The 14,225-nt window shown below is 59.5% G+C and carries 14 protein-coding genes; 9 read left to right on the forward strand and 5 right to left on the reverse strand.

The features are described 5' to 3' along the window. Positions 1–472 (forward strand): alpha/beta hydrolase (locus tag AAC035_RS09830; protein WP_339803234.1); only part of this gene is annotated, 472 nt, incomplete at its 5' end. A gap of 33 nt (positions 473–505) precedes the next feature. Here AAC035_RS09830 and AAC035_RS09835 read toward each other — a convergent pair. Continuing rightward, positions 506–1,150, reverse strand: coding sequence for a glutathione S-transferase family protein (locus AAC035_RS09835; RefSeq protein ID WP_339803236.1), 645 nt, complete (start codon positions 1,148–1,150; stop codon positions 506–508). A gap of 212 nt (positions 1,151–1,362) precedes the next feature. Between AAC035_RS09835 and AAC035_RS09840 the strand changes: the two genes are divergently transcribed. The 3 genes from AAC035_RS09840 to AAC035_RS09850 all read left to right on the forward strand — a co-directional run bounded on the left by AAC035_RS09840 (position 1,363) and on the right by AAC035_RS09850 (position 5,903). After that, a complete protein-coding gene (locus tag AAC035_RS09840; RefSeq protein WP_339803239.1) occupies positions 1,363–2,985 on the forward strand; it encodes an acyl-CoA carboxylase subunit beta in 1,623 nt (540 codons plus the stop codon). A gap of 97 nt (positions 2,986–3,082) precedes the next feature. Continuing rightward, positions 3,083–5,062, forward strand: a complete 1,980-nt coding sequence (locus tag AAC035_RS09845) for an acetyl-CoA carboxylase biotin carboxylase subunit (RefSeq protein WP_339803241.1) — start codon at positions 3,083–3,085, stop codon at positions 5,060–5,062. A gap of 46 nt (positions 5,063–5,108) precedes the next feature. Further along, a complete protein-coding gene (locus AAC035_RS09850) occupies positions 5,109–5,903 on the forward strand; it encodes an enoyl-CoA hydratase/isomerase family protein (RefSeq protein ID WP_339803244.1) in 795 nt (264 codons plus the stop codon). Positions 5,904–5,989: 86 nt separating this feature from the next. On the opposite strand, the gene AAC035_RS09855 is transcribed toward AAC035_RS09850, so the two are convergent. The 4 genes from AAC035_RS09855 to AAC035_RS09870 all read right to left on the reverse strand — a co-directional run bounded on the left by AAC035_RS09855 (position 5,990) and on the right by AAC035_RS09870 (position 9,889). Beyond that, positions 5,990–7,162, reverse strand: a complete 1,173-nt coding sequence (locus AAC035_RS09855) for a C4-dicarboxylate TRAP transporter substrate-binding protein (protein WP_339803247.1) — start codon at positions 7,160–7,162, stop codon at positions 5,990–5,992. A 110-nt stretch (positions 7,163–7,272) separates the two neighbouring features. Continuing rightward, on the reverse strand, positions 7,273–8,055 hold the full coding sequence (fabG, locus tag AAC035_RS09860) for a 3-oxoacyl-ACP reductase FabG (protein ID WP_339803250.1): 783 nt from the start codon (positions 8,053–8,055) through the stop codon (positions 7,273–7,275). After that, positions 8,052–9,404 (reverse strand): hypothetical protein, encoded by a 1,353-nt coding sequence (locus tag AAC035_RS09865; RefSeq protein WP_339803253.1) that lies wholly within the window; start codon positions 9,402–9,404, stop codon positions 8,052–8,054. Before AAC035_RS09865 ends, fabG begins: the two co-directional genes overlap by 4 nt. A 107-nt stretch (positions 9,405–9,511) precedes the next feature. After that, positions 9,512–9,889, reverse strand: coding sequence for an EthD domain-containing protein (locus tag AAC035_RS09870; protein WP_339803256.1), 378 nt, complete (start codon positions 9,887–9,889; stop codon positions 9,512–9,514). A 202-nt stretch (positions 9,890–10,091) separates the two neighbouring features. Between AAC035_RS09870 and AAC035_RS09875 the strand changes: the two genes are divergently transcribed. The 5 genes from AAC035_RS09875 to AAC035_RS09895 form a co-directional block, all read left to right on the forward strand. Then, positions 10,092–11,738, forward strand: a complete 1,647-nt coding sequence (locus AAC035_RS09875) for a class I adenylate-forming enzyme family protein (RefSeq protein WP_339803259.1) — start codon at positions 10,092–10,094, stop codon at positions 11,736–11,738. A gap of 16 nt (positions 11,739–11,754) precedes the next feature. Continuing rightward, the gene (locus AAC035_RS09880; RefSeq protein ID WP_339803262.1) at positions 11,755–12,210 is read left to right on the forward strand and encodes a MaoC family dehydratase N-terminal domain-containing protein; all 456 of its coding nucleotides are present in this window, start codon (positions 11,755–11,757) and stop codon (positions 12,208–12,210) included. Continuing rightward, positions 12,210–12,632: a hypothetical protein gene (locus tag AAC035_RS09885; protein WP_339803264.1), complete on the forward strand. Its 423-nt coding sequence runs from the start codon at positions 12,210–12,212 to the stop codon at positions 12,630–12,632. The genes AAC035_RS09880 and AAC035_RS09885 overlap by 1 nt, the downstream gene beginning before the upstream one ends. 64 nt (positions 12,633–12,696) lie before the next feature. Beyond that, positions 12,697–13,482, forward strand: coding sequence for a glucose 1-dehydrogenase (locus AAC035_RS09890; RefSeq protein ID WP_339803267.1), 786 nt, complete (start codon positions 12,697–12,699; stop codon positions 13,480–13,482). 9 nt (positions 13,483–13,491) lie between these two features. Next, positions 13,492–14,225: NADPH:quinone oxidoreductase family protein (locus AAC035_RS09895; RefSeq protein WP_339803270.1), on the forward strand; the 734-nt coding region annotated here is incomplete at its 3' end.

Here is a 14,225-nt window from a genome sequence, read left to right on the forward strand (position 1 = left end):
GGGCGTCCAGCGCATCCGCCAGTTCATGCACGCCCACATCAATGGCTTCGATTCCTACGAACAGGTGGTAGAGGCGGTCAGTGCCTACATGCCCAATCGCAAGTCAAAACCCAAATCGGAAGGATTGCGCAAGAATCTGAGGACCGGGGAAGATGATCGGCTATACTGGCACTGGGATCCGGTATTTGTTACCGGGAACCGTACGCCGTCCTCGGTCAGCAACGTCGAGCGCCTGCGGGATGCGGCCGGGGTCATTCAGGTGCCGACACTGCTGGTGCGGGGCAAGATGAGCGATGTGGTCAGCGAGGAAGGCGTCAGGGATTTCCTTGAGCTGATTCCCGGCTCCCGGGCCATTGATGTAAGCGGTGCCGGTCATATGGTGTCCGGCGATCAGAACGACGTCTTCAATGAAGCGATTCTGTCGTTCCTGATGGAGCTGGAGCAGGCCGGCAGCCTGAGCACGCCGGCCTGACCCCCTGAGGTTTACTGTGCTTTGGCCCGGTGGTTATTCAACACCCTGGGCCTTGCCTTCCTCCTGCTGACGCTTCAGCGCACGCTGGAAGCCCTCCCGCAGCTGGCATCTTGCCCAGAAATCCGCCACCGCCGGCGTGAACTCACTGGCCATGCCCAGCTGGTCTGCCAGCATCAGTGCATAGCCCACGGAAATGTCGGCTGCAGTGAACTGTTCTCCCAGCAACCACGGGGATTGCCTGGTCAGTGCCCGGTCGACACCCCGTAACCGGCTCAGAAACCACTTCTTGTAGTCTTCCGCCACCTGAGGGTTACGCCTTTCTTCCGGTTCCAGCCGGGTGTATCTCAACACCAGGGTCTGGGGGAAGGTGAGGGTGGCTTCACCGAAATGCAGCCAGTTCAGATAGGCGCCAAAACGTGAATCCTCCACCGCAACGTCGATGGTGTCCTTGCCATAGCGGGCGGCAACGTACTGGGCAATGGCGGAGGACTCCGTCATGAAGGTATCGCCGTCGAACAGGGCGGGAATGGTGCCCAGGGGATTGATGTCCAGATAGTCCTTGCGGAAAACCCGGGGTGGGAACGGCAGCATGATGAGCTCGCAGGGTGTGCCGGTTTCTTCCAGTGCCCAAAGGGCGCGAAACGAGCGTGCGCTCATGCAGTGGTAGAGCTTGATCATGGAAAGCCTCTGTTTATGGATGTTGTTGGTGGTTTTTTATGATTCTAGTATTGACCAAACGCTTGATCAAATTTATGTTTGTTACATACTCAGGGGCAAGAAGCGGCTGACCCACGTCACACAGCGGTGATAGCCAGTTTTCGCAAGACCCGGGCCCGCGTCCACCCTAGGGTGGGTGCCATTATCATTCACGAACCTGGACGTCGACGTTTATGGCCGTAATCGAAACGAAAATCTCCTCAGGCAGCGACACCTTCCGGGAAAACGCTGACGGTATGAGGACTCTTCTGGAACAGATCCGTGAGGTGGAAAACCGCACCCGGCTGAAGTCAGAAGGTTCCAAAGAGCGCTTTGAAAAGCGCGGTCAGCTGCTGCCCCGCGAGCGCATAGCGCTGGTGCTGGACCCGGGCGCGCCCTTCCTTGAACTGTCTACCCTGGCAGGTTTCGGTCTGGATACCCCGGAGCGTGACAAGAGCGTACCAGGTGGTGGCGTGGTTGCGGGTATCGGCTATGTGTCCGGTGTACGGGTAATGATCGCCGCAAACGATTCCGGTATCGAGGCCGGCTCGCTGCAGGCCATGGGTCTGGAGAAGCAGTTGCGGGTGCAGGAGCTGGCACTGCAGAACAAGCTACCCTACGTGCAGCTGGTGGAAAGCGCCGGCGCCAACCTGCTCAAATACAAAGTAGAGCAGTTTATTCATGGCGGCACCCTGTTTGCCAACCTGGCCCGGTTGTCTGCGGCTGGGCTGCCGGTGGTAACGGTCACTCACGGTTCATCAACCGCTGGTGGCGCCTACCAGACCGGGTTGTCCGATTACATCATCATGGTCCGGGACCGGTCCCGGGCGTTTCTGGCGGGACCACCGCTGCTCAAGGCCGCCACCGGTGAAATCGCCACCGAAGAAGAGCTTGGTGGCGCCGAGATGCACACCAGTGTGTCCGGGCTGGGTGATTACATGGCAGAAGACGATCGCGATGCCCTGCGTATGGTGCGCGAGATCGTGGCCCAGCTGGACTGGAACGACAAGGTGCCCCAGCAGCGCCAGCGGGACGTAAAGCCGCCCCGCTATGATGCCGGTGACCTGATGGGCATCATGCCCATGGACTACAAGCGTCCGGTTGATATGAAAGAGATCATCGCCCGTCTGGTGGATGACTCCTGGTTTCTGGAATTCGGGGCCAACTACGGTTCCGCGACGGTGTGTGGCCACGCCTCCCTGGATGGCCATCCGGTGGGCATCATCACCAACAACGGCCCCATCGATCCGGCGGGTGCCACCAAGGTGACCCACTTCATTCAGGCCTGCTGCCAGTCCAACACCCCGCTGATTTATCTGAACAACACCACGGGCTTCATGGTCGGCACGGAATATGAGCGGGCGGGCATTATCAAGCATGGCTCCAAGATGATTCAGGCGGTGACCAACGCCACCGTTCCCCAGGTCACCATCTACTGCGGCGCGTCTTTCGGTGCGGGTAACTACGGCATGTGTGGCCGCGGTTTTGCACCGAGGTTCTGTTTCTCCTGGCCCAATGCCAAAACCGCCGTCATGGGCGCGGAACAGGCCGCCAAGACCATGACCAACGTGACCGAGGCAGCGATGATGCGCAAGACCGGACAGGTGGATCACGACAAGCTTGCGGTGATGGAGAAAAAGATCATCGACACCTTCGAGAGCCAGATGGACGTGTTCACTACCAGTGCCCGCCTGCTGGATGACGGCGTCATTGATCCAACCGAAACCCGTTCCGTGCTTTCCTACGTGCTGTCGGTGTGTCGGGATGCCGAGCAGCGGCAGCCGCAGCTGATGCAGTTTGGCGTGGCCAGACCCTGATCGGTTACGGGCCTTCAGCCTCAGGCTCAGACAGTCAGATACAGACAGGAACGGCTACTGCCGTGCCTACCAGAGATTCAGAACGGTGACCGCAAACATGACAAACAAGACAACGCCTTTTACCAAAGTGCTGGTGGCGAACCGGGGCGAAATCGCCCTGAGGGTTATCCGCAGCGCCCGGGCCATGGGCTATCGGACTGTAGCCGTCTATTCCAGTGCTGACGCCGGTGCCCGTCATGTCCGGGCGGCCGATCAGGCCGTGGCCATCGGTGAGGCGCTGCCGGCCGAGTCCTACCTGCGCATTGACCGGATCATTGAGGCCGCCAGGCTCAGTGGTGCTGATGCCATTCACCCAGGCTATGGCTTCCTTGCCGAGAATCCGGAACTGGCCCGTGCCTGTCGCGACGCTGGTCTGGTGTTCATCGGGCCATCCGCCGAGTCCATCATCAGCATGGGTCATAAGGCCGGTGCCAAGAAACTGATGATTGAAGCCGGCGTGCCCTGTGTGCCCGGTTACCAGGGCGAAGACCAGAGCGAAGAGCGGCTGATCAGGGAGGCCGACAATGTTGGCTTTCCGGTGATGATCAAGGCCACTGCCGGCGGTGGCGGTCGCGGTATGCGCCTGGTGGAAAGCGCTGATGAATTTCCGGCGGCGTTGAAGAGCGCCCGTTCGGAAGCCCAGAGCGCGTTCGGTGATCCGGAAGTGATTCTGGAGCGGGCCATCATCAACCCCCGTCATATCGAAATCCAGATCATGGCGGACCGCCACGGTAATGCCATCTACCTGGGTGAGCGGGACTGCTCCATCCAGCGTCGCCATCAGAAGGTGGTGGAAGAGGCGCCGTCGCCTGCAGTCAGTGGGCAATTGCGTGCGGAAATGGGTGACACTGCGGTGAAAGCCGTCAAGGCCATCCAGTATGAGGGTGCCGGCACCCTGGAATTCCTGCTGGATCAGGATGGTCACTTCTACTTCATGGAAATGAATACCCGCCTGCAGGTAGAGCCCCCGGTCACCGAGGCCATCACCGGACTCGACCTGGTCGAGCTGCAGTTGCGGATGGCGGCCGGTGAACCATTACCACTGGCCCAGAGTGATGTGGTGCTGAAAGGGCATGCCATTGAAGTGCGGTTATGCGCGGAGAACCCCAGCGACGGCTTTATGCCCCAGAGCGGTACCATGGCCCTGTGGCAGATGCCGGACACCCTGCGGGTAGAGGATGCGGTGGAGTCCGGCTCCGAGGTGCCACCGTTTTACGATTCCATGATCGCCAAACTGATCAGTTACGGTGATGACCGGGAAGAAGCCCGTCGCAGGCTGCTCAGTGGCCTGGAAGATGTGGTTGCTCTGGGGGTCGAGACCAATCAGCACTTCCTCAGTGCCTGTATCAGCCACCCCACGTTTGTTCAGGGTCAGGCTACCACGGCCTTTGTGGGTGACCATCAGGACCAGCTACTGCAGCGGGACACCGTGGCCGACAAGCGGGCCCGTGCGGTGGCCGCAGCACTGCTCTACGCCACGGATGCGGCAGGCGCCTATGGCGGGTCGATCAGCGCCATCACCCATCGTTTGCCCATTATCTTCCGCTTCAGCGTCGATGGTGAGGCCGCCGATGCCCTGGTCAGCAATCTGGGCAATGCCCGTTTCCGGGTTGTGGTCGACGACGAAAGCCATGAACTGAGCCTGGATTCCGTTGAGGGCGGGTCGGTTCGTTTCACCAGTGACGGCCTCTCGGAAAAGGCGGAAATGATCCGCACTGATGCCCGTCTGTTTTTCCGCTACCGGGGCCAGTCCTACCGGGTAGACGACCATACCCATGAAGCAGCAGCGAAAGGCGACGAGGCCGGTGATGGCACCGTGCGGGCTTCAATGAACGGCCGCGTCGTGGCCATTCACGCCAGTGCGGGAGACACCGTTGAGGTGGGCCAGGCGGTGATCGTGCTGGAAGCCATGAAAATGGAGCATGTCCATGTGGCCAGGGTAGCAGGAACGCTGATCAGCGTGTCCGTCAGCGAAGGCGATCAGGTGACAGCGGGCAAGATCGTTGCGGAAATTGAAGTGGCCGAGGCGGCGGAATAACCGCTGCCCGGCGATTCAGCCATCAAGCAGAATTGGAACTTGCACCATGACAGAACAGACAACGACGGATCAGCCGGTGGTATTGCTGGAACAAAAAGGCGCCGCCCTGTGGATCACCATCAACCGTCCTGACAAGCGCAACGCCCTGAACAATGAGGTCATTGCCGGCATTCGTGCCGGCTATCTGCAGGCCGAGCAGGACCCGGGAATTCGCGCCATTGTGCTGACGGCGGCCGGTGAAAAGGCCTTTTGCGCCGGTGGCGACCTGCAGCCTGGCCAGGGTTTTGCCTTCGACTATTCGAAACCCAATGCAGACTACGCGGACCTGTTCCGGCTGGCCACCAATACCACCACGCCCTGCATCGTCCGCCTCAATGGCGTGTGTATGGCCGGTGGTCTGGGGCTGTTGTGTATGGGGGATATGGCGGTCGCCCATTCCGGCGTCAAACTGGGCCTGCCGGAAGTGAAGGTGGGCCTGTTCCCGATGCAGGTGCTCAGCCTGATGCAGCGGCTGGTGCCGCGCCGTATCCTGCGTGAATGGAGCCTGACCGGAGAGCCTTTCACCGCAGAAGAAGCCCTGCAGCATGGCCTGCTGAACCACGTGGTGGCGCCGGAAGAACTGGACGCCAAAGTGGACTGGCTGGTGAGCCGTCTCACCGACAAGTCACCCACCGCCATCCGCCGTGGCAAATACGCCCTCAAGGCTATCGAAGACATGACCTTCGAACAGGCCATCGCCTATACCGAGACCCAGATTGCCACCATGGCGCTGACGGAAGATGCGAAGGAGGGCATGGCGGCTTTTAATGAGAAGCGTTCGCCGAAATGGCCGGGCCGTTAAGGCCCGCTGTAAACTGAACGGACAACAAAAAGCCCCACCCGTTGATTCGGGCGGGGCTTTTTCATTGCGCGGTCAGACGGTATTGCTTACTGAAGCCCGTACGTTGCGACGTCGACCTTCGAAAGCACCTCCTGCCAATAAAGGTCGGCCAGGTCTTCAGCGTTTTCGAGTTCTGCCGAGTCCATCAGACGAATCCATTTTTCCACAATGGGGCGCATGATTTCGATCTTCTCGCTGGCGTTGGTCACGCCATACTGGCTGCTGTAGTTCTCCGCAATCCTCTCGATATCTTCCTCAACAAACGCCCGGGAAGCCTGAGTCAGGGCGTCTGACGGTTGATGGATGTTAACGCCGCTGTCGCGGGCTTCCTCAAAATCCCGGTCGCCATAGGTCTGATAGCGCCAGGTCATATCCGCCATCAGATGCGATGCTGCTTTCAACAGATGGCTCCGGTTATCGGTGGACAATCCTTGCCAGACCGCCAGGTTGACGCTCATGGAACCCGCTGAGAAAACGCCACCGGGCAAGCCGGTAGTGATGTCTGTGACGACATCTTTCAGGCCAAAGTTGCCCAGTTCCGGATTGGACTGCACGGTACAGTCCACGACGCCCTGATCAAGGGCTTCGTAGACTTCGTTGCCGGACAGTGAAACCCCGGTGGCACCGAAATGGCTGGCCCAGCGAGACCATTGTGCCCCCGCGACCCGCAGACGTTTTCCTTTCAGGTCGTCCGGGGTCACGATGGGCTGGGTGCAGAGCAACTGGTATTCCGGGGTCGCTCCCATGGGGAGGTAGATCTGCTGCTGCTGGATAAAATCCCTGGAGCAATCGTCACAGTGCAGTAGCAGAAATTCACCCATGGCACCGGAGTAGGCCATGCCCTGGCGTCCCACGGCGCGGGAATCCAGCGCCAGCAGCATGGTCAGCTCGGCCGCCATATTGGCGTGCGGGTATTGCCTTGGAAAGTAGGGGGTCAGAACATTGCCGATATCTGCGATGCCGTCGCGAATTCCATCGGACATTTCGGCCAGATTCAGCAGTGACATGGCGTAATTGCGTACCGTGATTTCACCGTCGGTCACTTCCGCGAGCTTGCTGGCAAAGGTTTTGGCAGCGTCATCGGCGGCAGAGTTCGGAGGAAATCCCAGGGCGTAACCCAGCTCTGTGGCCTGGGCAGGCAGAATGACCGAGGAAAGAGCTGCGGCAACCCCTGCCGGAAGCAGATAGTTGCGAAACCACTTGGGTGCTACGTTGGGCATGATATGCCTCCTGTGTTGGATCAGAGCACGGGTGTGACTCCGGATCCGTTCTTGTTGTTGTGCAAATGCTTATAGGGTTCGCTGGCGTTGCCCCCGTCGACGTCGATCGGTCAGTTCCTGAGGGCTTTCCGGCTGCCCAGGACCACGGTGTTAAGGGCTGCACCGCCATCAATCAGAATATCCACACCGTTGATATAGCCGGCGAGATCCGAGCACAGGAAAGCGATCAGCTGAGCGACTTCCTTCGGCTCGCCGACCCGCCCGGTCGGCACCATGCGTACCGCCTGATCAAAGATTTCCCCGGGCATGGCCATGACGTTCTCGGTACCGATGACCCCCGGCAGAATAGCGTTGCAGGTGATGCCCTTGCCGGCGTATTCCAGGGTCACATTCTGGGTCAGGCCAAGCAAACCGGATTTTGTAGCCGCATAGCCCGCCTGATTGAACAGCCCGCCCTTTGCGGCGGCTGAGGAGATATTGACGATCCGTCCCCAGCCTCGTTCCGCCATGCCCGGCGCAATGGCCTGAATCAGATTGAACGGGCCGGTGAGGTTGACCCCCAGCTCTTTCTGCCACGCCTCTGGCGTCATTTTCGCGATGGGTGCGATGTTCTTGACGATGCCGGCATTGTTCACAAGGATGTCAATGGGGCCCAGTTCGGCTTCCGCAGCAGCCACGGCCGCACGTACCGACTGGTGACTCGCCACATCGGTGTGAATGAAGAGTGCCTTGCGTCCCATGGCCCGGATCTCATCGACGGCTGCGGCCGCCTGTTCATCAATATCCAGAATGGCAATATCGGCCCCCAGGTGGGCCAGGCAGTTGGCAGTGGCCCGCCCGATGCCCCTTGATGCGCCAGTGATGAGAGCAACCTTTCCTTCGAGACTGATCATGATCCTTGCTCCAGATTTTTCGCGGGAATGGCTTTGTCAGATGCCTGCCAGTCGATTCCGATCTGGGCCGGCAGGGCGGGATCCATCGCAGACCGGTCGGCCTGCTTTTTGTAGGAAAACTGGCGGCAGGCCTGGCCCGGCTGCAGCTGGGCGTGGCCGTCGATGACGAAGAACCGGGGGTTGGTGCCGTCCGGGCCGTCTTTCAGTTGAGCCCGGTTGGACGCGGCACAATGGGTGCAATAGGTGGGCGCCTGCTGCCGGTTAAAGTTGATGTTGTGGGGCTGGTCCATCAGTGGCGACAGCGGCTCGCCATAATGAAACATGTCCCGCCAGATCTCGCCCCGGAACAACCGGCCACCGCTGCCGCAGGGGTCCAGCCGGAAGACAAAGCGATCGTCCTCCTCCGTTACCGTGAAATCGGCGCAGTGGTAGTTCCAGGTTTTCGCGATTTCCGCCACCAGGGCGTCGTTCTCGAGGGCCGCGTAGCGGGGAAAGCCGGCATGGAATGCCGGCTCGTAGGTTTGCGCCAGCATGTCGTCGAGATAGTCCGGGCCACCTTTCTGCAGCGCGGTGGCGTAGAAATACTCAAGCCAGACTATGCTGAAATCATGCCAGGGCTTCCATTCCTTGCGTTGTCCTTGCAGCAGGTCTGCGATGTCGGTATCGCCGTCGTTGAGTCGCTCCCGGGCCTGGTGGACCCGGGTTTTGACCAGGGTTTCCCGCTCTGTGGCTGAGAACATCGGCTGGCCTTTCCCCGACCCCTTGCTGAAGCGCATCCGGCAGTGGCCATTGTCGCCTTTCTCGGTGGTCCAGACAGTTTCTCCAACAGCGTCATTGAGGGCCTTCTGACAGGCCTTGCAACCCTGGCAGAAACTGGTCACGCCATCATCCCAGGGGCCATACCAGTCGGGGTGCCGCTCAGGGAGCCCCAGCCTGTCAATGCGCCCGCCACTGCCGCAGGGTGCGAGATCAAGAATGACTTCATCGTCGGTCTCTTCAGGGGGCTTAAGCGAGGCGTCACCCTGATAGCGATAGACTTTTATCAGGTCTGCAATGGCTGCCTTTTCCTCACCTTCGGCAAATTGCCGGTGCCAGGTTTTCATCAGTTGAGCACCGATGGCCTGTAAAAGGTCGCGGGCTTCCTTATCACCGAAGTCCTGACGGAGCTTGGCCATTTTCCGGGTCAGGGCATGCATGGATAGGGCGTCGAGACCGGCAGGTCCCTGTTCCATCTGGTCCAGCAATTGTCTGACGGTGTCCAGATCGCCATGTTCGAGGGCAGTCATTGCCTGTTCTTCAAAAGGGCGGGCCAGGTCGTCGAGCTCCTGGCGGGTGAATTGGCTTGCCATGGCATGGTGCTCCTGGTATGGCGTGATCGGGGCGTCAGCAGGGCTCAAGGGCGGGAAGCAGCTGGACCAGAAGCGATCACGTCCGGTGTATTGTTATTTTTCGGGGCTCAGTGTTCCGGCTCTACAAACGTTTTCTCTTCAGAAATCCAGATCGGTGAGCGTGACAGGTCAATAAAGCGTGCCTCGTCCTCAATCAGCGCTTTACCGGCGCTTCGCCCGGCCTCGCTTGCGCCTTGCGACATCATGTCATCAAGACTTTCGAACCAGAGTTCTGCCACCCCATCAAACTCTTCCGGGGCTCTGCGCGCACTGGCAACTTTTGCGAAACGGTCGTCAGACAGCGTGTAACTCTGCACATAACGCCGGATACCCAGCGCACTGGCGTGCTTCTGAACCAGCGGGCCGTGCTGGTTCTCCCAGTAATCCCGAAAGTCTTCCCGGCTCATGCCGGGCTTGCGATGCAAACAAAAAATCAGCTTGACCATCTGGACGATCCTGTTGAGTTGTGGTTCGAGCATAGGGTGTTTTTCAGCCAGCCTACTTGTGTCTAGTGGCTGACCAGGTCAGTCAGGGTCAGTGGCAATGCTTCGGGCTAGCCAGTTAACGCAAGCGGAAAGAGGCCTGGCCCCCTAGCGTTCTGGGTTCTGAAAAGATTCTTGGGGGCTGGGGATGTTGAACGAGCGACTTTTGGACAATCACTGGTACTCCAGAACCACGCAGGATCTGTTCGCCGAAGTGTGTGAAAAGAAAGCAGATCAGGTGGCGCTGGTCTTCAATGACAAGACCACCACCTTTGGCCAGCTTCGCCAACAGGTAAATCAGGTGGCTCAGGGCCTGATCAGGCTGGGGGTCGGCAGGGGTGACGTCGTCGCCACACTTCCGAGTCCGACCCCGGAGTTTGTGGCGGTCTATTTCGCGACGCTTCAGATCGGCGCCATCGTCAACCCGCTCAACCTGTTGTGGGGCATACTGGAGTTTCGGGGGGTATTGCCCCGAAATAATCCGAAGGTCATCGTGACAGTGGATGAATACGGCGGCCGGAATTATCTGGACACACTCAGGGAGGCCCTGCCCGACCTGATAACCGAAGGTGACGGGGTGCGCTCAGCACTGGTCCCGGCGCTATCCCGGCTGGTCTGCGTTTCACGCAAGCCGGATGTTCGTCACCAGGGCTGCCTCGGGTTTTCAGATTTGCTGACCCTGGGCGACGACTGGCAGCCTGAGGATATGAGGCAGCAGATTCGCAGCGCCCGGCCCACCGATATCCAGTTCATGTGCCAGACCTCCGGCACCACCGGTCTTTCCAAGAGTGCGCTCTGGGATCATCGTTCGCCTCTGGCGACGGTAAATTTCGGTGCCCGCAATCTGGGCTATACCGAATCCGATTCCTACATCAATCTGTCGCCCTTTTATCACAACAGCGGTTTATTCGGCCTGAACCTGACCCTGGCGCTCAGTGGCACAACGCTGTATCTGATGGAGCAGTTCCGGCCGGAACTTGCACTCAGCCTGATTGATCGCCACAAGATAACCACGACCTTTGGCTTTGATTCCCACTGGCAGGGGCTGCGGCGAGTGCCCGGGTTTGAACAGCGGCAGTTCACTATTTGCAAAGCGGTGCTGGCGGGAGAACCCCGCACTTATGACCTTGTGAAAGCCATGTGCCCCGAGGGGGCCAGTATCAATAATCTGTATGCACAAACAGAAAACGGCCCGCTGGTTTCCCTCGCCGAACACGACTGTATGAACTACAACATTCTCAAGTTCACCCATGGACGCCCGTTGCCGGGTGTTGAGGTGATGATAAAGGACCTCGAAACGCAAATGCCCGTGGCTCAGGGGCAGCCCGGCGAAATCTGTTATCGGAGTCCTTTCCTTTTTCGCGGCTACCATCATCAGCCTGATGAAACAGCGGCCTCTTTTGATGACCAGGGATACTTCCACAGTGGCGATTACGGCAGCTTTGGTAACGGCTATATCACCTTCCTTGGACGCCTCGGCGGCGTGCTCAAGACCGGCGGCGAGAATGTATCAACGGTTCGCGTGGCCAACCTGTTACTGGAGCTGTTTGCGGATGATTTCGACGATGTGAAAGCCATTGGTGTACCCGACGACTATTGGGGATCGAAACTGGTATGCCTGGTCCGTCCTGCGGCGGGGCGATCGCTGGCGTCCACCCGTGAACTTCGTGACGCCTGTAAAGGCACCCTGGCGATCTACGAGATTCCCCAGGCATTTCTGTTATGGGAAAGAGAGTGGCCGGTATCGCCGGAGGGCAAGGTGGATTTCCGGAAGCTGGAGCAGGAAGCCCTGGTCCGGCTGGCGCAGGCTTAAGCATGGGAGAGCATAGATGACATTATTGACCCCGGAACTCAAAGCCGCAGTTGGCCGGCAGTTGCCGCCGCTGCGGGCGGAAGTGACCCGTCGGGAAATCCGTAAGTACTCGGCGGCCACAGGGCAGCGTTTGCAGCGCTTCATTGATGGCGATGAAGCACCCCCGATGTTTCTGTTCGGCCTGTTCATGCCGGTGCTGCCCCGTGACCAGCTGAAAGCCGATGGTCTGCCGCCGGATACCGGCCTGGTGCCGGAACTGCCGTTGCCACGGGTTATGGCGGGCGGCACCGAGCAGAACTGGTATCGGGGGATCTTCCCCGGTGATGTTCTGGTGTCCCGCCAGATCCTGGTTGATCTGTTCGAAAAGCAGGGCAGCCAGGGGCCGCTGATTTTCGCGGTGGTCGAAAACCGTATCGAAACAGAGCAGGGCGACCCTGTGATGACCGAACGTGTCACCCGGATAGCGAGGTAATGATGAAATTCAGGGAACTGGCCATAGGGGACGCTCTGCCGGAACGGCACTTTCGGCCCGATGAGGTTCAGCTTTTCATGTACAACGCTGCCATCTGGAACCCTCACCGGATTCATTACGATTACCCCTACACGACCGGGGTGGAGGGGCACCCGGGCATCGTCATTGATGGTCCGTTGCAGGGTGATTACCTGACGCAACTGGTGTTGGACTGGGCTGACGAGCGGGCGGACCTGGTCAGCTTCAGCTATTCCAACCGTAAAGCCTCTTATCTGGGGGAAACCTTGTACGTCCGGGGCCACATAGTGGCTATCGATACCGTATCCGGTGAGGTTGAACTGGAGGTTGCAGTCCTTGATGAAGCGGGTGAGATTCTTACCCCCGGAGTGGCGAGGGTCCGATTCCGTGATACAGCCCCATGAGTCATGCCGCTGAGCAGGCTGGTCCGGGCCGCTATTTCCCATTTATAAGCCAGGAGTGTGCAATATGACGTCAAACAGCGCCAGGAGTCTGCCCGAGGCCTTCAGCCTTGAGGGCAAGGTTGCATTGATCACCGGGTCGACCATGGGCATCGGTGAGGGTACCGCGATGGTGCTGGCCCAGGCGGGTGCTCATGTCATTATCAGCAGCCGCAAACAGGATCAGTGTGAGGAAGTGGCGGCCCGGTTCCGGGCGCAGGGCCTGAGTGCCGAAGGCCGGGCCTGCCATATCGGGAAAATGGACGACATCGCGGCCATGTCGGCCTGGTTGCAGGAAACCCATGGTGGCCTCGATATTCTGGTCAACAATGCCGTACTCAGCCCCTGGCGTACCATTGAAGATACCGATGTGGGCCTGTTCACGAAAACCGTGGACGTGGATCTGCGGGGCTACTGGTTCATGTCTGTTGAGGCCGTGAAGCTGATGCGGCTCAAGGGCGGCGGAAGTATCGTCAACCTCGCCTCGGTGGCGGCGGAGCATCCGGACCATATGCTGAGCCTCTATTCCACCCTGAAAACCGCCCTGATCGGAATGAGCCGCTCGTTCGCGCTGGAGTTTGGTGCTGATGGCATCCGGGTCAACACGGTTCTGCCTGGCGTGATCAAGACCAAGCTGGCCGACGCCTTTGATGATGACACCAAGGAACGGATCATCCGCAAGACCACGGTGAAACGCCTGGGTGAACCGGAAGACATCGGCTATTCCATTCTCTATTTATGCAGCCCTGCCGGCGCCTATGTCAGCGGCACCAATCTGGTGGTGGATGGCGGCTTTTCTGTGGCACTGATGTAAGGACAATCCATGAAGGCAATCCTCTGCAAGGCCTTTGGGCCGCCCCGGACCCTGGTTTACGAAGAGACGTCGGACCCCGTTCCCGGTGCTGATGAAGTCCTGATTTCGGTTCACGCCTGTGCTGCGAATTTTCCCGATACTCTGACCATTGAGGGCAAGTATCAGGTCGTTACCCAGCCTCCGTTTTCGCCGGGCAGCGAGCTGGCCGGTGTGATCAGTGAGGTCGGCGCCAATGTCAGCAACTTTCGCCCCGGAGACCGGGTGATCGCCATACCTGGCCATGGCGGCTTCGCTGAGCTGCTGGTCACCCGTCCGGAGAAGCTGGTGCGGTTGCCAGACGGTGTCGCAATGGATGAGGCGGCCTCACTGATGGTTACCTACGGCACCACCCATTACGCCCTGCAGGACCGGGCCCGGATGCAGCCCGGCGAAACCCTGCTGGTGCTGGGAGCCTCTGGCGGCACCGGACTTGCGGCTATCGAACTGGGCAAGCTGATGGGCGCAAGGGTGATCGCCGGGGCATCGTCAGGTGAGAAACTGGCCATTTGCCGTGAGCATGGCGCGGACGAAGTGATCAATTACAGTCAGGAAGACATGCGGGAGCGACTGCGGGAGCTGACTGAAGGTCGTGGCGTGGACGTGATTTACGACCCGGTTGGCGGAGAGCTGGCGGAGCCGGCCCTGCGGGCCATGGCCTGGAACGGACGCTTTCTGGTTATTGGTTTCGCCTCCGGTCAAATCCC

The organism is uncultured Marinobacter sp. (assembly GCF_963974375.1).
In the GTDB taxonomy this organism is placed as follows: Bacteria; Pseudomonadota; Gammaproteobacteria; order Pseudomonadales; family Oleiphilaceae; genus Marinobacter.